This window comes from Gordonia sp. NPDC003425 (genome assembly GCF_053588635.1).
In genome coordinates, this window is the sequence record NZ_JBSFQI010000004.1 from 269,033 (window position 1) to 290,875 (window position 21,843).

22 protein-coding genes are annotated in these 21,843 nt (G+C 68.2%); 2 read left to right on the forward strand and 20 right to left on the reverse strand.

Going from position 1 to position 21,843, the window contains the following annotated elements:
- The first annotated feature begins 41 nt into the window (after nucleotides 1-41).
- Complete coding sequence (locus ACWDTD_RS07520) at nucleotides 42-512, forward strand: DUF2231 domain-containing protein (protein WP_449746455.1); 471 nt, start codon at nucleotides 42-44, stop codon at nucleotides 510-512.
- Here ACWDTD_RS07520 and ACWDTD_RS07525 read toward each other — a convergent pair.
- From ACWDTD_RS07525 to ACWDTD_RS07535, 3 genes are all read right to left on the reverse strand, one after another.
- A complete protein-coding gene (locus tag ACWDTD_RS07525; protein WP_449746456.1) occupies nucleotides 495-1,655 on the reverse strand; it encodes a HoxN/HupN/NixA family nickel/cobalt transporter in 1,161 nt (386 codons plus the stop codon). The two genes, ACWDTD_RS07520 and ACWDTD_RS07525, sit on opposite strands and share 18 nt — an antisense overlap.
- Nucleotides 1,656-1,802: 147 nt before the next feature.
- The gene (gene hisS / locus ACWDTD_RS07530) at nucleotides 1,803-3,071 is read right to left on the reverse strand and encodes a histidine--tRNA ligase (RefSeq protein ID WP_449746457.1); all 1,269 of its coding nucleotides are present in this window, start codon (nucleotides 3,069-3,071) and stop codon (nucleotides 1,803-1,805) included.
- The gene (locus ACWDTD_RS07535) at nucleotides 3,068-3,787 is read right to left on the reverse strand and encodes an MBL fold metallo-hydrolase (protein WP_449746458.1); all 720 of its coding nucleotides are present in this window, start codon (nucleotides 3,785-3,787) and stop codon (nucleotides 3,068-3,070) included. The genes hisS and ACWDTD_RS07535 overlap by 4 nt, the downstream gene beginning before the upstream one ends.
- Nucleotides 3,788-4,045: 258 nt before the next feature.
- Here ACWDTD_RS07535 and ACWDTD_RS07540 point away from each other — a divergent pair, with 258 nt between their 5' ends.
- A complete protein-coding gene (locus tag ACWDTD_RS07540) occupies nucleotides 4,046-4,990 on the forward strand; it encodes a peptidylprolyl isomerase (protein WP_449746459.1) in 945 nt (314 codons plus the stop codon).
- A 98-nt stretch (nucleotides 4,991-5,088) separates the two neighbouring features.
- Here ACWDTD_RS07540 and ACWDTD_RS07545 read toward each other — a convergent pair whose 3' ends face one another.
- From ACWDTD_RS07545 to ACWDTD_RS07625, 17 genes are all read right to left on the reverse strand, one after another.
- Nucleotides 5,089-7,458, reverse strand: a complete 2,370-nt coding sequence (locus ACWDTD_RS07545; RefSeq protein ID WP_449746460.1) for a RelA/SpoT family protein — start codon at nucleotides 7,456-7,458, stop codon at nucleotides 5,089-5,091.
- Between the two features lie 130 nt (nucleotides 7,459-7,588).
- The gene (locus ACWDTD_RS07550) at nucleotides 7,589-8,305 is read right to left on the reverse strand and encodes a HEAT repeat domain-containing protein (protein ID WP_449746461.1); all 717 of its coding nucleotides are present in this window, start codon (nucleotides 8,303-8,305) and stop codon (nucleotides 7,589-7,591) included.
- Between the two features lie 37 nt (nucleotides 8,306-8,342).
- On the reverse strand, nucleotides 8,343-8,948 hold the full coding sequence (locus ACWDTD_RS07555; protein ID WP_449746519.1) for an adenine phosphoribosyltransferase: 606 nt from the start codon (nucleotides 8,946-8,948) through the stop codon (nucleotides 8,343-8,345).
- 114 nt (nucleotides 8,949-9,062) lie between these two features.
- Nucleotides 9,063-9,338, reverse strand: coding sequence for a hypothetical protein (locus tag ACWDTD_RS07560; protein ID WP_449746462.1), 276 nt, complete (start codon nucleotides 9,336-9,338; stop codon nucleotides 9,063-9,065).
- The gene (locus tag ACWDTD_RS07565) at nucleotides 9,338-11,020 is read right to left on the reverse strand and encodes an ABC transporter substrate-binding protein (protein ID WP_449746463.1); all 1,683 of its coding nucleotides are present in this window, start codon (nucleotides 11,018-11,020) and stop codon (nucleotides 9,338-9,340) included. The genes ACWDTD_RS07560 and ACWDTD_RS07565 overlap by 1 nt, the downstream gene beginning before the upstream one ends.
- A gap of 11 nt (nucleotides 11,021-11,031) precedes the next feature.
- Nucleotides 11,032-12,234, reverse strand: coding sequence for a protein translocase subunit SecF (gene secF, locus ACWDTD_RS07570; protein ID WP_449746464.1), 1,203 nt, complete (start codon nucleotides 12,232-12,234; stop codon nucleotides 11,032-11,034).
- Complete coding sequence (gene secD / locus ACWDTD_RS07575; protein ID WP_449746465.1) at nucleotides 12,231-13,916, reverse strand: protein translocase subunit SecD; 1,686 nt, start codon at nucleotides 13,914-13,916, stop codon at nucleotides 12,231-12,233. The genes secF and secD overlap by 4 nt, the downstream gene beginning before the upstream one ends.
- A gap of 138 nt (nucleotides 13,917-14,054) precedes the next feature.
- Nucleotides 14,055-14,531, reverse strand: a complete 477-nt coding sequence (gene yajC / locus ACWDTD_RS07580) for a preprotein translocase subunit YajC (protein ID WP_449746466.1) — start codon at nucleotides 14,529-14,531, stop codon at nucleotides 14,055-14,057.
- 96 nt (nucleotides 14,532-14,627) lie between these two features.
- Nucleotides 14,628-15,713 (reverse strand): Holliday junction branch migration DNA helicase RuvB, encoded by a 1,086-nt coding sequence (gene ruvB / locus ACWDTD_RS07585; protein ID WP_449746467.1) that lies wholly within the window; start codon nucleotides 15,711-15,713, stop codon nucleotides 14,628-14,630.
- On the reverse strand, nucleotides 15,710-16,306 hold the full coding sequence (gene ruvA, locus ACWDTD_RS07590; protein WP_449746468.1) for a Holliday junction branch migration protein RuvA: 597 nt from the start codon (nucleotides 16,304-16,306) through the stop codon (nucleotides 15,710-15,712). Before ruvA ends, ruvB begins: the two co-directional genes overlap by 4 nt.
- Entirely contained in the window at nucleotides 16,303-16,899 is a 597-nt protein-coding gene (ruvC, locus tag ACWDTD_RS07595) for a crossover junction endodeoxyribonuclease RuvC (protein WP_449746520.1), read from the reverse strand. Before ruvC ends, ruvA begins: the two co-directional genes overlap by 4 nt.
- Nucleotides 16,900-17,052: 153 nt before the next feature.
- The gene (locus tag ACWDTD_RS07600; protein ID WP_449746469.1) at nucleotides 17,053-17,805 is read right to left on the reverse strand and encodes a YebC/PmpR family DNA-binding transcriptional regulator; all 753 of its coding nucleotides are present in this window, start codon (nucleotides 17,803-17,805) and stop codon (nucleotides 17,053-17,055) included.
- A 46-nt stretch (nucleotides 17,806-17,851) separates the two neighbouring features.
- Nucleotides 17,852-18,478: a pyridoxal 5'-phosphate synthase glutaminase subunit PdxT gene (gene pdxT, locus ACWDTD_RS07605; RefSeq protein ID WP_449746470.1), complete on the reverse strand. Its 627-nt coding sequence runs from the start codon at nucleotides 18,476-18,478 to the stop codon at nucleotides 17,852-17,854.
- A complete protein-coding gene (locus ACWDTD_RS07610; RefSeq protein ID WP_449746471.1) occupies nucleotides 18,475-19,329 on the reverse strand; it encodes an acyl-CoA thioesterase in 855 nt (284 codons plus the stop codon). The genes pdxT and ACWDTD_RS07610 overlap by 4 nt, the downstream gene beginning before the upstream one ends.
- Nucleotides 19,330-19,384: 55 nt before the next feature.
- Nucleotides 19,385-19,858 carry a LuxR C-terminal-related transcriptional regulator gene (locus ACWDTD_RS07615; protein WP_449746472.1) on the reverse strand — a complete coding sequence of 158 codons (474 nt, stop codon included), beginning with the start codon at nucleotides 19,856-19,858 and terminating at the stop codon, nucleotides 19,385-19,387.
- Nucleotides 19,859-20,080: 222 nt separating this feature from the next.
- Nucleotides 20,081-20,815: a hypothetical protein gene (locus ACWDTD_RS07620; protein WP_449746473.1), complete on the reverse strand. Its 735-nt coding sequence runs from the start codon at nucleotides 20,813-20,815 to the stop codon at nucleotides 20,081-20,083.
- A gap of 17 nt (nucleotides 20,816-20,832) precedes the next feature.
- Complete coding sequence (locus ACWDTD_RS07625) at nucleotides 20,833-21,753, reverse strand: PP2C family protein-serine/threonine phosphatase (protein ID WP_449746474.1); 921 nt, start codon at nucleotides 21,751-21,753, stop codon at nucleotides 20,833-20,835.
- Between the last annotated feature and the right edge of the window lie 90 nt (nucleotides 21,754-21,843).

A 21,843-nucleotide genomic window follows, 5' to 3' on the forward strand; every position in this document is an offset into this window, starting at 1 on the left:
TTCAGCGTTTTCACAGCACCGTTGCGACAGGGTCGTGGGTCATGGGAACCATCAACGGGCTTCCGGCCCATCCGCTGTTCGTGCACCTGGCCGTCGTCGCGATCCCGCTGGCCGCGATTCTCGGCATCACCGCCGCGCTCTGGCCGGCCGCGCGGCGACGGCTGGGCGTGATCACCCCGATCGTGGCGCTCGTCGCCATGATCATCACCCCGCTGACCACGTCGGCCGGGGAATCGCTGGCGAAGACCAAGGAGCCCAATTCGGTACTGGCGCGCCACATCGACCTCGGAGACCAGATGATCTACTGGGTCGCTCCCCTGTTCGTCGCGATCACCCTCGGGTGGGCGATCACGATTCCGGTGCTGCGACAACGGGTTCCGTCGGTATCCGACCGCACCTACCGCATCGTGTCGGTGACGTTGTCGACGGTGGTGGTCATCGCGGCGGTCGGTTCGATCGTCATGGTGTTCCTGGTGGGCGACAGTGGGGCGCGCTCAGTCTGGACCGAGTGACCCGGTGATCGACGAACCGGACGACCCCGGATACGCCGTCGCCGGGACCAGTCGCGCGGTCCAGCGTTCCTCGATCCGGCCATACCGCCAGACCGCCAGCGACACGATCCAGGTGATGACGAACAGTCCCACGATCACGAACCCGAGAGCATTGAGATCGAGGCCGGACACGTCGTCCCAGAACGGTCCGGTCCACCCGAACTCGTCGGCGAGCAGCGAGAGGATCTCGATGGTGCCGATCACCACTGCCACCAGCACCGACAATCCGGTGATGATGAGGTTGTAGTAGACCTTGCGCACCGGATTGGCCAACGCCCAGCCGTAGGCGAAGTTCATGAATGATCCGTCGATGCTGTCGAACAGACTCATTCCCGCCGCGAACAGCACCGGCAGGCACAGGATCGCGTACCAGGGCAGGCCCGCCGCAGCGCTCGAGCCGGCCAGCACCAGCAGTGCCACCTCGGTCGCCGTGTCGAAGCCCAGACCGAAGAGCACCCCGATCGGGTACATCTGCCACGGCTTGGTGACCACCTTCATGAACCGGCCGAGTAGGCGATTCATGAAGCCGCGGTTGTTGAGGTGCTCTTCGAGCCGGTCCTCGTCGTAGACGCCGTTGCGCATGTCCCGGAACACCCGCAGGATGCCGACCAGGATGACCACGTTGATCGCCGCGATCAGGTAGAGGAAACCGCCCGAGACGGTGGTACCGATCAGCCCGGTCACGTGGTGCAGCGCCGACGAATCGTCCTCGACCGGTCCGGCGAGTGCCCTGATCCCGAACGCGAGCAGCACGGCGAGGCCGAACACGATCGTGGAGTGACCCAGGGAGAACCAGAATCCCACCGTCATGGGCCGTTTGCCGTCGGCCATGAGTTTGCGGGTGGTGTTGTCGATGGCGGAGATGTGGTCGGCGTCGAACGCGTGGCGCATCCCGAGGGTGTACGCGGTCAGCCCGATCCCGACACCGAGGGTCTTCTGCCCGACGGTGAAGTGTTCGGGCGCGACGAACACCACCAGCGTCACCCACCCGACGACGTGCAGCGCCGCCACGACGGCGATCATGCCGCCCACGCTCGCCCATTCGCGCGGGGTGAGCGCCGACCTGATCCGCCCGGTGCGTCGGCGAGTGTCGATATCGGTCATGGGGCGACCGTACGCACGGCACTCTCATCTGAACAGGCGAACCGATGACGAACTGACCTTCCGGACAGGCATCTCAAGCGGATCGGATAGTCCAGTGCACCAACAGGATTCGCGGGCGAATCGTGCGCATTGCCGGTTTCGTCAGGGTCACTGCCCGAGCAGTGCACGCACCTCGTCGACGATGCGCTCCAGCGCCACCTGATGCTGGTCGCCGGTGGCGAGATCCTTGACCTCCACCTTGCCGTCGGCGAGCTCACGATCCCCGAGTACCAGCGCGAGCCGGGCCCCCGACCGGTCGGCCGCCTTCATCGCGCCCTTGAGTCCACGATCGCCGTAGGCGAGGTCGACGCTGATCCCGGCGCTGCGCAATTGTCCTGCGACACCGACCAATTCAGCTTTCGCATCGGTGCCCAACGGCACCCCGAACACCTGACAGCGGGCGATGTCGGCGTGCGCGACGCCCTCGGCCTGCAATGCGAGCATGGTGCGGTCCACACCGAGTCCGTACCCGATGCCGGACAGATCCTGCTTGCTGCCGAGCTGGCGCATGAGTCCGTCGTATCGTCCACCACCGCCGATCCCCGACTGCGCGCCCAGCCCGTCGTGCACGAATTCGAACGTGGTCTTGGTGTAGTAATCCAGTCCGCGCACGAGTCGCGGGTTGATCTCGTAGGGCACCCCGAGCTGACGCAGATGCGACAGCACGCTCTCGAAATGCCCGCGCGCGTCGTCGGAGAGGTGGTCGAGCATCAGTGGGGCGTTCGCGGTTGCCGCGCGCACGTCGGGTCGCTTGTCGTCGAGCACGCGCAGCGGATTGATCCTCGCCCGCTCACGCGTGGCGTCGTCGAGGTCGAGTCCGGCCAGGAACTCCTGCAGCACTTCCCGGTACTGCGGCCGGCACGTGTCATCGCCCAGCGACGTGATCTCCAGCCGGAAACCGGACAGTCCGAGCCGCCGGTAGCCCTCGTCGGCGATCGCGATGACCTCGGCGTCGAGCGCCGGATCGTCGACGCCGATGGCCTCCACCCCGACCTGCTGGAGCTGCCGGTAGCGCCCGGCCTGGGGCCGTTCGTAGCGGAAGAACGGTCCGGCGTAGCAGAGTTTCACCGGTAGCTGGCCGCGGTCGAGGCCGTGTTCGATCACCGCGCGTACCACCCCGGCGGTGCCTTCGGGACGCAACGTCACCGACCGGTCGCCGCGGTCGGTGAAGGTGTACATCTCCTTGCTCACCACGTCGGTCGACTCGCCCACACCGCGGGCGAACAGCGCCGTCTCCTCGAAGATCGGCAACTCGATGTGCCCGTATCCGGCACGCCGGGCCGCCTCGGTGAAGGTGTCGCGCACCTTCCGGAAGTCCGCCGAGTTCGGCGGGTAGTAGTCGGGGATGCCTTTGGGCGCGGTGAAATCGGCGCTCACAGTCTTCTGCTTCCCTTCTGTCGGCCCGGTTCGCCGAGATCCGCGAGGAACGGGTTGGTCGCTCGCTCCTGTCCGATCGAGGTCTGCGGCCCGTGTCCGGGCAACACCTGGGTGTCGTCGGCGAGCGGCAACAGTTTCGCCGCGATGGAGTCGAGCAACTGCTGATGGTTGCCGCCGGGCAGGTCGGTGCGCCCGATCGATCCCGCAAACAGTACGTCACCGGAGAAGCACACCGGCACGGTAACGGGCGCACCGTCGTCGCCGGCCACCTCGACGTCGGTGCCCAGCAGCACCGATCCCTGGGTGTGGCCGGGCGCGAGATCCACCGAGAACCGGATTCCGGCGAGTTCCACCGCCTCGTCGTCGCCGAACTCCACCACCTTCTCGGGTTCGCGGAACTTCAGCGCCCCGATGACCGCCTCCAGCGCCCGCCCCAGACCCGATCCGGGGTCGGCGAGCATATGTCGGTCGGCGGGATGGATGTAGGCGGGAATGGCGAACTCGTCGCACAGATCCGCGGCGCTCCACGTGTGGTCGAGGTGGCCGTGGGTCAGGAGCACCGCCACCGGGGTGAGTCGGTGCTCGGCGAGCAGTTCCTTCACCCGCGGACCCGCATCCTGGCCCGGGTCGACGATGATCGCCTCGGCGCCTTGCTCCCGCGCCACGATGTAGCAGTTCGTCTGGAACATGCCCGCGGCGAATCCGGTGATCAGCATGTGGTCTCCTCATTCGGGCCGTGCGGGGTGGCGCCCGCCTGCGTTCACCCGCTGTCCATTGTGGACCAGGCAGTAACGGTGCCCGCCCACCACCCGGGACAATGCCCTCCCACCACCCGGCCAAGTCCCCGTCGACCACCCGGCCACGACGCGCCCACGACGGACCTGGCTGGGGAACTCTCAGGGTGTGCTGGCACACTTGCGTGTCGATACCGCCCAACGGGTTGCCAGTCAGACGTGTCAGGAGGGGCCACCAGCGTGACCACCAACGAGGAGCGCCGCGAGGCAGCCAAGCGCAAGCTGGAAGAGCGGCTCGAACGCGAACGTCAGGAGCGTCGACGCCGCCGCATCATCATCACCTCGGTGTCGACGGTGCTGGTGGTGGCAGTGGTGGCCACGGTCACCACCATTGTGGTCAAGAAGATCCTCGACGACAGGGAAGCGGCGCGGTGGACGTCGTGCACCTACGAGAATCAGCCCGACCGGCTCAAACCGATCCCCACCGACCCACCGCAGGGCGTCCCGGCCAATCAGGTCGACGAGTACCGCAAGTACGCCGCCGAGATGAACAAGATGATCGCCGAGGGCATCCCGAAGAAGAGGACCGCGCCCAAACCCGGCGACCGCCAGCTGAAGTCGGGTGACGTGTCGGCGACCTTCGACACCACCCAGGGCACCATTCCGGTGACGCTGACCCGCGCGAGCGCGCCGTGCAACACCGGTGCGGTGATCTCGCTGATCCAGGACAAGTTCTACAACGACTCACCGTGCCACCGGATGACCACCAGCGACACCCTCAAGGTGCTGCAGTGCGGTGACCCCACCGGAACCGGCGCCTCCGGCCCCGGCTGGAGCAGTCCCGACGAGCCGCCGACGAACCTGAAGCCGGCCGGGCAGCCGAACCCGATGACGGGTCAGCAGGCGGTGATCTACCCGCGCGGCACCATCGCCATCGCGAACAGCAACCAGGGCGGGCAGAGCAGCAACACCGGGTCGAGCCAGTTCTTCCTGGTGATCCAGGACAGCCAGCTCTCCCCCGACTACTCCGTGGTCGGCAAGGTGGACCCCGAGGGGCTCAAGGTCCTCGACAAGGTCGCCGCCGGCGGCGTCACGCCGGGTCCCTCGGGTGAACCGACCGACGGCAAGCCCAAGCTGCCGGTCACCATCACCGCCGCGACCATCACCGGCGGCGACCTGGACTGAGGCGCCGCCGCGACAGGACGCCAACCGTTCCCGCGCATCGAATTCCTTCCCGCGTACGGAATCCCGTGCGCGGGAAGGAAACCGTGACGCGGGAAGGGTCAGGCCGCCGAGGTCACCCGGTAGACGTCGTAGACACCTTCGACGTTGCGGACCACGTTGAGCACGTGTCCGAGATGCTTGGGGTCACCCATCTCGAAGGTGAACTTGCTGATCGCGACCCGATCGCGGCTGGTGGTGACCGACGCCGACAGGATGTTCACCCGCTCGTCGGCGAGCACCTTGGTGACATCCGACAGCAGCCGGTGCCGGTCGAGGGCCTCCACCTGGATCGCCACGAGGAACACCGATTCGGCCGACGGCGCCCACGCCACCGGGATGATGCGCTCGTTCTGCCGGCGCAGTTCGTCGGCGTTGGTGCAGTCGGTGCGGTGCACGCTGACACCACCGCCGCGAGTGACGAATCCGAGGATGTCGTCACCGGGAACGGGTGTGCAGCACTTGGCCAGCTTGATCGCGACGTTGTCGACCCCCTCGACCACGACGCCTGCATCGCCGCCGGTGCGGGTGCGCGCGGGCATCGTCGACGGTGTGGAGCGTTCGGCGATCTCCTCGGCCGCGTCGTCGATGCCGCCGAGCGAGGCCAGCAGTCGATTCACCACATGCCGCGCGGACACGTGGTTCTCGCCCACCGCGGTGTAGAGGGCGGTGACGTCGCTGTAGCGCAGTTCCTTGGCGATCGCGGCCATCGACTCCGCACTCATCAGCCGCTGCAACGGGAGTCCGCCGCGGCGGACCTCCTTGGCGATGGCGTCCTTACCCGCCTCGAGCGCCTCCTCGCGACGCTCCTTGGCGAACCACTGCCGGATCTTGGCCTTGGCTCGCGGGGACACGACGAAGTTCTGCCAGTCCTTGCTCGGACCGGCGTTGGCGGCCTTCGAGGTGAACACCTCCACCACCTCGCCGTTCTCGAGCGTGCGTTCGAGCGCGACGAGGCGACCGTTGACCCGGGCGCCGATGCACCGGTGCCCGACCTCGGTGTGCACGGCGTAGGCGAAATCGACCGGGGTGGAACCCGCGGGCAGCGTGATCACGTCACCCTTGGGGGTGAAGACGAAGATCTCCTTGACCGCGAGGTCGTAACGCAACGACTCGAGGAACTCGCCGGGGTCGGCGGCCTCGCGCTGCCAGTCGAGGAGTTGACGCATCCACGCCATGTCCTCGACCTCGGCGATATCGGAGCGTCGGCCGGACTTGCGGTCCTTGTAGCCGTTCTCCTTGTAGCGCCAGTGCGCCGCGATTCCGAACTCGGCGGTGCGATGCATGTCATGGGTGCGGATCTGCACCTCGAGCGGCTTGCCCTCCGGGCCGATCACCGTGGTGTGCAGCGACTGGTACACGCCGAAGCGGGGCTGGGCGATGTAGTCCTTGAAACGTCCTGCCATCGGCTGCCACAGCGAATGCACCACGCCGACCGCCGCGTAACAATCACGCACCTCGTCGCACAGGATGCGCATCCCCACCAGATCGTGGATGTCGTCGAACTCGCGTCCCTTGACGATCATCTTCTGATAGATCGACCAGTAGTGCTTGGGCCGTCCCTCGACGGTCGCGGAGATCTTGGCCGCCGACAACGCGTTGTTGATGTCGGCGCGCACCCGCGCCAGGTAGGTGTCGCGCGAGGGCGCGCGGTCGGCCACCAGCCGCACGATCTCCTCGTAGCGCTTGGGATGCAGAATGGCGAACGAGAGATCCTCGAGTTCCCACTTGACCGTCGCCATACCGAGCCGATGTGCCAGCGGCGCAATCACTTCGAGCGTTTCACGGGCCTTGCGTGCCTGCTTCTCCGGCGGCAGGAACCGCATCGTCCGCATGTTGTGCAACCGGTCGGCCACCTTGATCACCAGCACCCGCGGATCGCGCGCCATCGCGATGATCATCTTGCGGATGGTCTCGGCCTCGGCGGCGCTGCCCAGTGCCACCTTGTCGAGCTTGGTCACCCCGTCGACGAGGTGGGCGACCTCCGAACCGAAGTCGGATTCGAGCTGATCGAGGCTGTAGCCGGTGTCCTCGACGGTGTCGTGCAACAGGGCCGCCACCAGGGTGGTGGTGTCCATGCCGAGATCGGCGAGGATGGTCGCCACCGCGAGCGGGTGGGTGATGTAGGGATCCCCGGACTTGCGCGTCTGCCCGCGGTGGCGTTCGTCGGCCACGTCGTAGGCATGTTGCAGCAACGCGACGTCGGCCTTGGGATAGATCTCCCGGTGCAGCGTCACCAGCGGCTCGAGGACCGGACGGACCGGGCTGCGGGTGGCGGTCATACGGCGGGCCAGGCGTGCCCGGACCCGCCGGGACGCGGAGGTGTGTGCGGTGTCGGGCGCGGCGGCGGTGGTCTCCGGCGCAGACGAGCGCTCGGTGTCCGGCACCGGCTGTGCGCCATTGGTCACCGTGTCGGCATCGTCGGCCACCATCGGCCTCCTTCCGGCAGAACGGCTGTGCGCGGATTGCTGATCCGGACGAATCAACATCGCATGTGTCGAGTCTAGTCCGGCGGGTCGGTGCCCAGTGTCGTGGAGCGATGGAGCGGGAGGTCGGCGCCGATCAGTCCGCCGACAGCCGGGCCAGACGGGCCTTGCGCAGATTGGTGCGCACGATCCACGCGACGTCCGGATCGGGGTCGTCGCGTAGCGCGGTGAACCGATCGAGTCCGTGGTCGGGGTCGGCGGCCACCGCCACACTCCAGCAGTAGCCCAATCCCTGACGCAGCACCCGCAGGTCGGGGTCGCGACGACGATCGGCGGGCCGGGCACCGATCAGCGCGGTGGCGCGCTCACACACCTCGATCGCGGCGGCGGCCATGCCCGGATCGCGCAGTAGTCGCGGTTCGCAGATCCCGGCGGCCGCCGCCCGGGCCACGAGCGGCTCGGGCCCACCCGCCCAGTCCAGCGCGACGGCAGCCATGGCGCGCGGGTCGTCGTCGGCCCAGCGCTGCAGTCCCATCGCGGCACCCTCGCGCACCCGCCACCGCGGATCGTCGGCCGCGGCGCGCAGCGCGACGAGCGTCGCATCGCGGTCGGCTGTCTGCTCGGCGAGCAGTCGCCCCAGTCCCGCGGCACCGCAGCACGCCAGGTACTCGTCGTCGGCGGCTGCGGCCGCGCGGACCATCGCCGGGGTCGCCTCCTCCACGAATGCGGCGAGCAAGCTCAGATTCGCCCGTGGCCCCGGCAGATTCGACCGTTCACCGAGCCAGGAGAACCACACGTCGACGTCGTCGGGCAGCGCCGCGAGTTCACGCCGGTAGTCATCGACTTTGCTCATCGGGATTCCGCACTGATCGGAGGTGCCGGTCTAGGGGTCAGCTGTCGGTCACGACGGTGTGCACCGGAAGTGACTCGCCGAGTCCGCGGGCGATGGTCTCGCGGCCGCCGAGACCCTCGAGTTCCATGATCACCGCGACACCCACCACCGTGGCACCCGCGCGTTCGACGAGTTCTGCGGCGGCCAACGCGGTGCCACCGGTGGCCAGCACGTCGTCGACGAGGAGCACCCGCATGCCGGAGATGTCGATGCCACTGGCGGGGATCTCGAGCCGGGCCGACCCGTACTCGAGGCTGTACTCCACCGAGTGCACCGGGGGCGGGAGCTTGCCGCCCTTGCGGATCGCGAGGACGCCCACATCCAGTTCACGGGCCACCGCGCCGCCGAGGAGGAACCCGCGGGCGTCGATACCGCCGATCAGGTCGATGCCGCGGCACCCGTGGGTCAGCGCGGTGACGATCGACGACAGCCCGTCGCGGTCGGCGAGCACCGGGGTGAGGTCCTGGAACACGATGCCCGCCTCCGGAAAGTCCGGTACCCGGCGGGCGTGTCGGACGATGGCGGCCCTCGCCTCGGCCAGCGCTGCCTCCGTCACGTGCGTCGGAACCGCGGGCTCCTCGGGGGGCCTGGGCTCGGGAGGCATGGGCTCGAGAGGCACGGACTCGGGGGGTGTGGGCGACGCGTCGGCAGTACTCATGGCCTCACTCATCTCGATCGGTCTGGGCATGCGGTCGGATGGTCCGGGAGGGAATCCCGGTCACGGATGTGGTGCCGGCCACCACGCCCTGCGCGTGGCGAGAACGGCGTCCACGAGTGCGGTCACCTGCGGCAGTTGCTCCGGACGGAACGGCCACAGGCCGACCTCCCCGCGCTGGAAGTCGACGGTCAACGTGGTGCCGTCGATCCGGCAGCCCACGATGAGGGCGGCGTGATACCGCGTCGACCCCTGGCGGTACGGCGAGAACACCTCGAGGACGCGGCCGTCGAAAGCGGCCAGCCAGTTGGCGAGTGGCGCTTCGATGATGTCGCCCATCACTTGAGTATGGTCCATCGGTCCATGTTCCAGCCGGTCCCGTTGCGCGCCAGCCCGGCGACCGCATTGCCGACCCGATCATTCCACCGTCGTACCCGTGGCGCAGCGAACAGCGGCAGCGACGGAACACTTGCCCATGCGGCGTTCTCGATGGTGCGGACCAGTTCGAGACGGTCGGAGCCGAGCTGGGCCACGGCGAGCGCATCGATCGCCGCACTCACCTGCGGATCGCGAAATCCCGCGAGGTTCAGCGGATCCCCGCCGCGCAGTTGCTGGGCGTCGCGGATCGGGTCGGCGGCCCCGGCAGCGGCCATCGACGCCCCGTCGACGACGAGGATCGCGTCGACGTCGGTGCCGAGATCGGTGACACTGATCTGCGGCGACCCGGCGTCGACGACCGTGATCCCGGCGCCGCGGCACGAGTCGGCGATGGCGGCCACCATCTGTCGCCTGCGGTCGTCGGGCGCCAGGTAGCCGATCCGTACACGGAGCGGGCCGTCGCGTCCGGCGTCGGCGAGCAACGCGCGGGTCCGGGCGGGATCCACCCGGAAGTAGCCCTGGCCGAATTCGCTGTTGATGGCGGCGGCCAGATCGTCGGCGGGGGCGAGTGTGCGCAAATTCCAGACCTGCGCGCCCTGACCGAACCCGCGGGTCAGACGATCGCGGGGCACGCACGAGGCGAATGCTCTACGCACCGCAGGGTCGGCGAAGGCGCCACTGCCGGAGAACACCAGTTCCTCCACGCCCAACGAGCGGCCGGGCGCGTCGCGCGCCTGCACCTGATCGGCGGCGCCGGCGTCGGACGCGGTGGCGTCACCATCGGTGAGTCCCGCGGTTACGTCGGCGATGTCGTACCGGCCGTCGGCGATGCGGCGGACGGCGTCGCCGCGCCGGTCGTGTAGGACGATCCGCGACACCTTGGGGGCATCGCCCCACCATTTCGGATTGTCGGAGAGCACCAGCCCGCCCTCGCCGTACGAGCTGATCCGATACGGACCCGACGACGGGAACGTCCCGTCCTCCACCGCACCCGGGCGCAGGTCGAATCCGGTGTTCCATGCCTTGGCGATCTTGGCGATCACCGGACGGTTCATTGCCCGGATCGGTTCGATCACGTCGGCGACCTGCGCGTCGCGGGCCACCACCTGCGCGGGCAGGAGTGTGCCCGCCCCGAACAGCGACAGCCAGTCCCGGTAATCGCGCCCCGGCGCGAAGGTGACGGTGGCGGATTTGTCTCCGGGCGCGCAGCGCACATCGGTGATGTCGCGGTAGCCGGCGGTGGTGGCCGGTGTGAAGCCGGGCAACCGTCCGCTCATCGCCGCCCACGCCAGCACCAGGTCATCGCAGTCGAGAGGCCGGCCGTCGGAGAAGACCGCGTCGGGGGCGAACTGGTAGCGCAGGGTGAGCACGGGTCCCGGCTGTGCGGTCACGGTGCCGATGTCGCGGTCGGGTGTCACCTGACCCGAGGCGCCCAGATAGCTGAATCCGGGGAACACCCGCGTGACGGCCATCAGCGCACCGTCGGCGTTGCCGGCCACCGTGTTGGCGTTGACGGTGGACAACCGCGCATCCACGACGTAGTCGAGCTGAGGTTCGGCGTCTTCCGAGCAGGCAACCGTCAGTCCGAGTACACCCGCCGCAACCAGCAGCAGGGCGGTGACCCGCCCGGTTCGCCTCCCCATGGCACGCGAGACTAGCGGTTGCGGCGTCGTTTACCGGTGGGAGCGGCCTTCTCGGCCGTGTCACCGGAGGTGTCGACGCTCGCAGCGCGCGTCGAGGTCCGCCCACGCACCGGACGATCATCGGCGCCGGGCGTCTCGCCGGCGGCCACCGCGGCCCGACGGTCGAGCACCTTCTTGGTGTGGCGGCTGATGTCGCCGCGCCGTTCCTTCAGCGTCACCAGCAACGGCGCCGCGAGGAAGATCGACGAATACGCACCGACCACGATTCCGACGAGCTGAATGAGTGCCAGGTCCTTGAGGGTGCCGACACCGAGCAGCCACACCGCGATCACCATCAGGGCGATGATCGGCAGCACCGAGATCACGGTGGTGTTGATCGAGCGCATCAGCGTCTGGTTGACCGCCAGGTTGGTCTGCTCGGCGTAGGTGCGGCGCGTGGTCTGGCGCACCGAGCGGGTGTTCTCGGACACCTTGTCGAAGACGACGACGGTGTCGTAGAGCGAGAAGCCGAGGATCGTCAGCAGGCCGATCACGGTGGCCGGCGTGACCTCGAACCCGACCAGAGAATAGATTCCCGCGGTGCAGATGATGTCGAAGAACAGCGACGCCAGCGCCGCCACCGACATCTCGCGGTCGAACCGGACCGCGATGTAGACGAAGACGATCACCAGGAACACGCCGAGCGCGATCAGCATCTTCTGGGTGATCTCACGTCCCCACGTGGAGCTGACCTCGGAGATGCTGACGTCCTGAGTGGTCACCTCCGGCCCGAACGAGTCGGTCAGTGCCCGCGTGACCGCGGACGCCTGAGGCACCGTGAGAGCGTCGGTGCGCACCTGAACGGTCTCGCTGGATCCGGCCCCGGCCGTCTGCACGGACTCCGGTGCGTGGCCCAGCGCCTTCGACACCGCGTCCTCGACGGACTGACTGGTCACGTTGCTGCTGGTCGCGGGGATCGAGATCTGGGTGCCACCCTCGAAGTCGATGCCGAAGCTGAACCCGCGGATGGCGATGGAGCCGATACAGATCAGCAGGATCACCGCGGTGACGATGTACCACCGGCGGCGCTTCGACACGATCTCGAAAGCTCCTGTGCCGGTGTAGAGCCGGGACAGGAAGGAGCGATTGGAGTCGGCGACGAAATCGGCGTCCGACGCCGAGGTGGGTGCCAGCGTGGCCGTCGACCCGCTGTGGGTGCCGTTGCTGCTGCTCATTTCGCCGATCCTTCCGCGACGGCCTTGGCCTTAACGCCGGTTGTGCCGGGAGTCGCGGCCGCGCTCTCGCCGGCATCACTGCCCGCGCGCGGGGTGTGGCGACGCTGTCGGGCGACTTCGCTGACCGCACCCAGACCGTTGACGTTCGGTCGTGACATGAACGAGTTGCGGCTGGCGAGCACCACCAGCGGATGGGTCACCAGGAACACCACCACGACGTCGAGGATGGTGGTGAGTCCCAGGGTGAACGCGAAGCCGCGGACCTCGCCGATGGCCAGGGTGTAGATGACCGCGGCCGCGATGAAGCTGACCGCGTTGCCCGACCAGATGGTTCGCCGGGCGCTCGCCCAGCCGCGCGGCACCGCCGACCGGAAGCTACGGCCCTCGCGCATCTCGTCCTTGATGCGTTCGAAATACACCACGAACGAGTCGGCGGTCATGCCGATACCGATGATCAGACCGGCGATGCCGGCGAGGTCGAGGGTGAAGCCGATCCACCGGCCGAGCAGCACGATGATGCCGTAGACCATCGCACCCGAACAGACCAGCGAGAAGATCGTCAGGAAGCCGAGCATCCGGTAATAGGCCAGCGCGTAGATGAACACCGCGATCAGACCGACCAGACCCGCGATCAGGCCCGCGCGCAGAGACGCGAGGCCCAGCGTCGCCGATACCGTTTCCGCATCGGACGTGGTGAACGACAGCGGCAGCGAGCCGTACTTGAGAACGTTGGCCAGGTCGGTGGCCTCCGACTCGGAGAACGAACCGGTGATCTGGGTCTTGCCACCGGAGATCTGAGAGTTGATGCGCGGCGCGGAGACCACACGGCTGTCGAGGACGAAGGCCGTGGAATTACCGATGTTCTTGGCGGTGAAGTCGCTCCACGTCTGCGCGGCGTCCGGCTTGAAGTCCAGGTACACCGTCCACGCACCACTCTGCGGATCGGATCCGGAGCTGGCCGACTTGATGTCGCGGCCGTCGATGATCTCCGGGGCGAGCAGGTAGACCTGTTTGCCGTCGGTGGAGCAGGCCACCAGGTACTGGTCGGGTTTGTCGTTGCCGAGGAGGGGGTCGTTGGCGCCCTTCGAGCAGTCCATCTTGGCCATCTGGGCCTTGAGGGCGTCGAGGTTGGCGTTGGCCGGGGCCTGCCGCTTCTGCTGCTCTTCGGCGATCGCTTTGGCCGACTCGTCGGCGGGCACCTGATTGGCCGGGGCCTGTTCACCGGGCGGCGTCGCGTTCGGCTGCGCCACCGCGTCCTGCGCGCTCACCACCGGCCGGATGAACAGACGAGCCGTCTGGCCGAGCGACTTGGCCTGCGCCCCATCCTGCCCGGGCACCGTGATCACCAGGTTGTTGCCATTGACCACGACCTCCGAGCCGGACACGCCGAGACCGTTGACGCGCTGCTCGATGATCTGTTTGGCCTGATCGAGCTGCTCGCGGGTCGGTGCGGCACCGTTCTCGGTGCGCGCGGTCAACGTCACACGGGTACCGCCCTGGAGGTCGATGCCCAGTTTCGGGGTGGGCGATCCTCCCCCGGTGAAGAAGATGAGGCCGTAGACCACCACGAGGAGGGCGAAGAACACGGCAAGGGGACGCCACGGCGGGATCTCTCGGGATCTGGCCGCTGCCCGGCGAGGGGTGGTCACGTTGTACTCGGTCTCCTTTGACACTGTTCCCATCGACGCTGATCCGCGCTCACGGGCGCGTACGGGCATGACGGTACGCGCACCGTCAGGGGGCGTCGATGGCCGCAGGCCACTCTACTGACCGGCCGGACGAAGGGGAAAACTTCCCCGACCGCGTGTGGGGTGTGTCGACTACTTCTCGGAGTCGGCCTGCTTGTCGGAGACCGAGTCGCCGGAGTCGGCGGGCCGCTGTTCGGCGGCGGGCTCGTCGAGGGCGGGCGACTCCCCCACCACCGAGCCGTCGACCGAGGTGAAATCCTCTGCGCTGAAATCCTCTGCGCTGAAATCGTCGACACCGTCGACGGGGGCCGCGGGCGGGACGTAACCCGCATAGGTGGCGGCGGCATCCTCGGTGGACACGACCTTCATGATGGCCAGCCGGTTCCAGCGGGTCACCACGCCGGTGGCGATCTCGACGTCGATGTAATCGGACGAGGTGGCGTCGATCACGGTGCCGAACAGCCCCGACGTCAACTGCACCCGGGTGCCGGTCTCGACCGAGTTCTGCATCTGCTGGGTCTCGGCCATGCGCCGCTTCTGCTTGCGCATCGAGAACCACATGAAACCGGCGAGCAGGACGAGCAGGAGGGGAAAGAGCAGAGATGACATGGGGAGAAGATCAGTCCTTCATCAGATCGGGGGTTCATACCAGTGTGCCACGCCGCCGGGAAGGGGTTTGCGTTGCCGACCGATTCGGCCGCACGGTCACAGTTCGTCGAAGAGACTGTCCGTCCCGATGTCGCGGGGACGAACCCCGAATGTGGCGTTCATCGCGCCCGCCGGCGGGGTGAGGCCGAGGTGATGCCAGGCCGCCGCGGTGGCCACCCGCCCGCGCGGGGTGCGCGCCACCATGCCCGCGCGCACCAGGAACGGCTCACATACTTCCTCGACGGTGGCCGGCTCCTCGCCGACGGCCACCGCGAGTGTCGACACACCGACCGGTCCACCGCCGAATGCCCTGATCAACGCGTTGAGCACGGCCCGGTCGAGCCGGTCGAAGCCGAGTTCGTCGACGTCGTAGACGGCCAGCGCGGCCCGCGAGATGTCGACAGTGATCACCCCGTCACCGCGCACCTCCGCGTAGTCGCGGACCCGGCGCAGCAGCCGGTTGGCGATGCGCGGGGTACCGCGGGAACGACTCGCGATCTCCGCGGCGGCGTCATCGCGCAGATCGATACCGAGAATTCGCGCCGACCGACGCAGCACGCGCACCAGTTCGTCGGTCTCGTAGAACTCCATGTGCGCGGTGAACCCGAACCGGTCGCGCAGCGGGCCGGTCAACGATCCCGACCGCGTGGTGGCGCCGACCAGGGTGAAGGGGGCGACGTCGAGCGGGATCGAGGTGGCGCCGGGGCCCTTCCCCACCACCACGTCGACGCGGAAATCCTCCATCGCCAGGTAGAGCATCTCCTCGGCGGGACGGGCGATGCGGTGGATCTCGTCGATGAACAGCACGTCGCCCTCGACGAGGTTGGAGAGCATCGCGGCGAGGTCGCCCGCGCGTTCGAGCGCCGGACCCGACGTCACCCGGATCGCCGCACCCATCTCGCTCGCGATGATCATGGCCAGCGACGTCTTGCCCAGACCGGGCGGACCCGACAGCAGGATGTGGTCGGGGGTACCGCCCCTACCCTTCGCTCCGTGCAGCACCAGTTCGAGTTGTTCGCACACCCGCGGCTGGCCGATGAAGTCGGCCAGCGACCGCGGGCGCAGGCCCGCATCGAAGTCTCCGTCGGAACGGACCGGGGTCGCGTTGACCTCCCGCTCGTCGGGCGGGATGTCGGCGCTCATGCGGTCTTGCCCAGCAGTGCCAGCGACTCGCGCAGCACCCGCGATGCGTCGGCACCGGGATCGTCGGCGAGGACAGCGGTGACCGCCTTTTCCGCGGGTGCGGCGGTGAAACCGAGGCCCACCAGGGCCTCGGTCACCTGATCTCTCACCCCGGCACCGACCAGCGAGGGCCCCATCGCGGTCTCCGACGCCGGGCGATCGACCTTGTCGCGCAACTCCACGACGAGCCGCTCGGCCACCCGTTTGCCGATGCCGGGCACGGTGGTGAGCGCTTTCACGTCGGAATCGGCGAGCGCACGGCGCAGCGCTTCGGGTTCGAGCACGGCCAGCGTGGCCATGGCCAGCCGCGGGCCGACCCCGGTCACCGTCTGCAGCAGCGCGAACAACGCGCGCGCGTCGGGTTCGGTGAAGCCGTACAGCGTCATGGAGTCCTCGCGGACGATCATCGACGTCAGCAGCGTGGACTCCTCCCCGCGCCGCATCTGCGACAACGTCGACGGCGTGGCGAGTACCCGATAGCCCACGCCGGCACAGTCGATCACGACGTGATCGAGGGCCACGTCGACCACCGGGCCACGTACCGAGGCGATCATGCACCCCTCCCTTCACGTGCGGGGATGATCCCTTGGCGCTGCCGTGCCCCGGCGATCTTCTCCCGATGCCGGGCGGCCGCAGCCTCCGCCTGCCGCTGCGCCTGGGCCAGACGCTCGGCCATCGGACCGCGCCAGCAGTGACAGATGGCCAGTGCGAGCGCGTCGGCGGCGTCGGCCGGGCGGGGTTTTGTCTGCATGCCCAGGATGCGTGTCACCATCGCGGTGACCTGGGATTTATCGGCGCGACCACTGCCGGTCACCGCTGCCTTCACCTCCGACGGCGTGTGAAACCGCACCGGGATGTCGCGCTGGCCGGCGGCCAGCGCGATCACACCACCCGCCTGCGCGGTGCCCATCGCGGTGGACACCTGATTCTGGGCGAAGACCCGCTCGATGGCCACCACGTCGGGCTGATGGACGTCGAGCCAGTGACAGGCCGCGGTGTACACCGCCAGCAACCGCGCCGAGAGCTCCATGTCGGTGGGGGTGCGCACCACGTCGACGTCGAGTGCGGTGACCTGCCGGCCGGCACCGGACTCGACGAGCGCGATGCCGCATCGCGTCAGCCCCGGATCGACACCCATCACCCGCACCGCGACCTCCCTCGACACGCCGAACAACTGTTCGATAAGTGTAGCGAGCGTCCCCGACATCACCGCGCACCGACACGCGCGCCGGATCCGTGGCAGCAAGTTCACTCACCGCGAAGTGCTGCTACCGGCGGACGCGGAATACCGGCGAGGCGATCAGGCGTCGAGTTCGGCGAGCACCTCGTCGCTGACGTCGACGTTGCTGTACACGTTCTGCACGTCGTCGCAGTCCTCGAGGGCGTCGATCAGCTTGAACACCTTGCGCGCACCCTCGGCATCGACGGGCACCTCCACCGATGCCCGGAAATCGGCCTCCGCCGAGTCGTAGTCGATCCCCGCATCCTGCAGCGAGGTGCGCACGGCCACCAGATCGGTGGGTTCGCTGACCACCTCGAAGGTCTCGCCGAGATCGTTGACCTCCTCGGCACCCGCGTCGAGGACGGCCATCAGGATGTCGTCCTCGCTCTGCCCGTTCTTCTCCAGCGTCACCACACCCCTGCGGGTGAACAGGTAGGCCACCGATCCGGGGTCGGCCATGTTGCCGCCGTTGCGGGTCATCGCGGTGCGCACCTCACCGGCCGCACGGTTGCGATTGTCGGTGAGGCATTCGATCAGGATGGCGACACCGTTGGGGCCGTATCCCTCGTAGGTGATGGTCTGCCAGTCGGCGCCGCCGGCCTCTTCACCGCCGCCGCGCTTGCGCGCGCGTTCGATGTTGTCGTTGGGAACCGAACTCTTCTTGGCCTTCTGGATCGCGTCGTAGAGGGTGGGATTGCCCGCCGGATCGCCGCCCCCGGTGCGCGCGGCCACCTCGATGTTCTTGATCAGCTTGGCGAACATCTTGCCGCGCTTGGCGTCGATGACCGCCTTCTTGTGCTTGGTGGTGGCCCATTTGGAGTGGCCGCTCATACTCTCCCGATCCTTTCCCGCATCCGGCGACGCTGCCGCGACGACGTCATCCGTCGATCTTACCGGCGCACATTCGGACGAAGTACTCATGCACCCGGCGATCCCCGGTCACCTCCGGATGAAACGAGGTGGCCAGCACGCTCGCCTGCCGGACCGCGACCACCCGGCCCGCGGCCGGACCGTCCGGCACGGTGGCCAGCACCCGCACGTCCGAGCCCACCTGCTCCACCCAGGGCGCGCGGATGAACACCGCCCGCATCGGCGCGCCGTGGGTGATGCCGTCGACCTCCAGATCGGTTTCGAACGACTCCACCTGACGCCCGAAGGCGTTGCGGCGCACCGTGATGTCCAGGGCGTCGAGGTGACGCGCGTCGGGTCGGGTGTCGAGTATCTGCGAGGCCAGCAGGATCATTCCCGCGCACGACCCGTAGGCGGGCATGCCGTCGGCGAGACGCTCGCGCAGCGGGTCGTAGAGGTCGAAGACACCGAGCAGCCGGCTCATCGTGGTGGATTCGCCGCCGGGGATGATGAGTCCGTCCACCTCGTCGAGTTCGCTGCGGCGGCGCACCGCCACCGGCCGCGCCCCCGACGCCGACAACGCGGCGAGGTGTTCGCGCACGTCACCCTGCAACGCGAGAACACCGACACGTGGAGCCGACGACGTCGCGGTCACCTCGCCCGCCGGGCGTGCTGATCGGTGGGCATCTGCCGCCCGGTCCGCGACAACCCCTCCTGGGTGACCGCGGCCACGAGGGCTCCGGAGCGATCGAAGATGCGGCCCTGGGTCAGGGCGCGACCGGCACCGGCCGACGGCGAGGTCTGGTCGTAGAGCAGCCATTCGTCGGCCCGGAACGGCCGCATGAACCACATCGCGTGATCCAGCGAGGCCGCCTGTGGTTCGACGCCGGGATGGGGCACCTTCGACGATCCGAGCAGCGTCATGTCGCTCATGTAGGCGAGCGTGCACACGTGGATCACCGGGTTGTCGGGCAGACGATTGCGGTACCGGAACCACACGCGCTGCTGTGCGACCACGAGGTCGGAGGTGACCATGTCCTTGCGCGGAACGATCCGGATGTCGAAGTTCTGCCATTCCTTGAAGACGGCCTTCTCCTCGTCGGAGAATTCGTCGGACCTTTCGGGGAGCGACTCCGGGTCGGGCGCCGGTGGCATCGGGTCCTGATGTTCGATGCCCTCGTCGCCGCTGACGTGAAACGACGCCGACATCGTGAAGATGGCCTCGCCGTTCTGGATCCCGGTCACCCGTCGCGTGCAGAACGACCGCCCGTCGCGGATGCGGTCGACGAGGAACACCGCGGGAATGTCGGGGTTGCCCGGCCGCAAGAAGTAGCCGTGCAGCGAGTGCACCATGTACTCGTCGCCCACGGTGCGGGTGGCCGAGACGAGGGCCTGCCCGGCCACCTGACCACCGAACGTGCGTTGCAGATGACTCTCGAACGCTCCGCCGCGGTAGATGTCGGTCTCGATGCGTTCGACCCGCAGGATCTCCTCGATGGCTGCCACCCGACCAGTATTCCGTACGTGTCTCGACGGTTTCGGGCGGGCGGTGGCAGGCGGATCAGAGTTCCTCGAGGCGCACCAGTCCGTCCTGAACCGCCCGCGCCACCAGGCCCGCCTTGGTGGGCGCGGCCCGCCCGATCTCGGCGTACTTGGCGCGAATCCGGGTCAGGTGGGTGTTGACGGTACCCAGCGAGATGAACAGTTCTTGTGCGACAGCGGGTTTGGTGTCGACCATCAGCCAGGTGCGGAGCACCTCGACCTCACGCGCGGTCAGGTTCGGACGCTCGAGGCCGGGTACGGCCGCGTCGGCGGTGGTGCGCGTTTCGGCGCGGCTGTCGGCGGCGTCGGGTACGAGGTGCATCCGGCGGCCGGCGGACTGGCCGGTCGTGCCGGTCGGCTGCCCGGGAAGCGGCATGCGACGTGCGGCGAGCCGCGCCAGTGCCTCGCGGCGACGGGCGTCCGCCTCGACGCGACGGCGTGCGTCGTTGGCGGAGAAGTGCAGGTTTCGGGTGGTCTGGGCCGGTGCGGTCATGTCGGCGTCTCCTCGCGATCACTCGGCGCGGATACTCGATCCGGCCGGTCCCGGAAGGTCCGGTGTGATTGCAACGCTATGGCTGCCGGACAGACACGTCGATGGGGAGAACTCCCCTCCCATGGGGAGAACTCCCCATGGCATTCGCCCAGCTCAGAAGGGGTGCACGCAGGCACTGTGCCGCCTCCCGAGGGAATCTCCCCATCGGCGTGGGGAGTCTGCTCAACCGGCGGCGTTGCGCGCGGCCTCGGCGTCGATCATCGGCAGATCCGCGCGCGTGACGATCCGCGACGACACCGCGTACTCGACGAGCTTCGCGCGCCGGTTGCTGGCCAGCCGCCCACCCCCGGCACGCATACCGCTCACCCCGAGCTGGTCGAGTTTGTCGCAGACGTTGTCGAGCTTGCGGTTGAACTTCGTCAGCGGCCACCCCAGCCGTGCGGCCGCCTTCGCCGACGACGGGATGGCGCTTGCCCCGGTCCCCTCTCGCCGGAGGATCTCCTCGGCGAGCACCACGATCAGCAGCTTCTGACTTTCGGTGAGGGTGGGAACACCCTGTGTGGTGCGGCCACCCGTGTATTCCGGCCGGGTGACCGACTGCACCCGCGGCGCGGTTGCGAACACATCGAGTTCGTAGGTGGTCGGCCCGGCGGTGAACACGATCGTGGTGCGGCCGAACACCAGTGGCATGCGCGCACCCGGACCCAGCATGGCAGAAAACCCGACATCTCCCGCGGACACGCTCGCCGACAGGTGGGTGCCCAGGTTGGTGAGCCACCACAGGTCGTTCTCGTTGTGCAACACCAGGAATCGACGATGCAGATAGGGGTTGTCGTCGACCGAGAGGTCGGCTTCACGTCCGATGAAGAACCGCCTGCCGGGCGTCAGCGGGAATCGTTCGCCCACGTACTCGACGTAACTCATCCCCTCCGGAGCGGCCGACCCATCCGTTGTCATGACGATGTCACTCTCGCTCAGCTCGTCTCGCCGGCGGCCTCAGCCTCCCCGACGGGCACAGCGGCATCGGGCACAGCGGCATCGGGCACAGCGGCATCCGACGCACCGGCGTCGGCATCGGACCCGGACACGGCAGACATCTGCACCGTGCTCACCGACTCATGCACGCTGACCACGATCACGGTGACGTTGTCGTGCGCGCCGACGGCCAGCGCGGCGTCGACCAGCGTCTGCGCCGCCTGCTCGGCGTCGTCGGTGGAGGCCAGGATGTCGGCGATCTCGTCGTCGGGCAACTCCCCGGTGAGCCCGTCGGAACAGATCAGCAGCACGTCACCGGGCAACGCGACGGTGGTGAAGTAGTCGGCGACCGGATCCACCATTCCCGCACCGAGCGCGCGGGTGATCACGTTGCGCCGCGGGTCGACGCGCGCTTGCGCCGGGGTGAGCACCCCGGCGTCGACGAACTCCTGCACCTGCGAGTGATCCCGGGTCAACTGGTTGAGGGTGCCGTTCTGATACCGGTAGGTGCGCGAATCTCCGATGTTCACGATGAGCCACTGCGGTCCGTCACCGGTGCTCACCAGCACTGCCCCGGTGGCGGTGGTGCCCGCGCGACGATCGGAGTGGGCGTCGATCGACCCGATCCGGTCCTGCGCGTCGCCGAGCAGCCCGTCGAATTCGACGCGGGTGGCGTCGAGGCCGCCGGCGGTGTCGATACCGGCCAACGTCAACAACGCCGCCTCGCTGGCGAGTTCACCACTCTCATGCCCACCCATGCCGTCGGCGAGCAGGTAACGACCGGGCAGCGCGAGTGCCGCATCCTCGTTGGTCTCACGCACCCGGCCCACGTTGCAGCACACCGACCATTCGAGCCGGAGGTCCCCGATGATGTCGGTGCCCGAGAGCGACGAGTCCCGGACGATGCTGACCGAATCCATGATCAGCAGATCCTACCGGCGACGCGACCCGGAACGCGGCGGGACATTCCCACTTGCCTCAGGGCGCCGGTGACGTCGGGCCGTTGAACG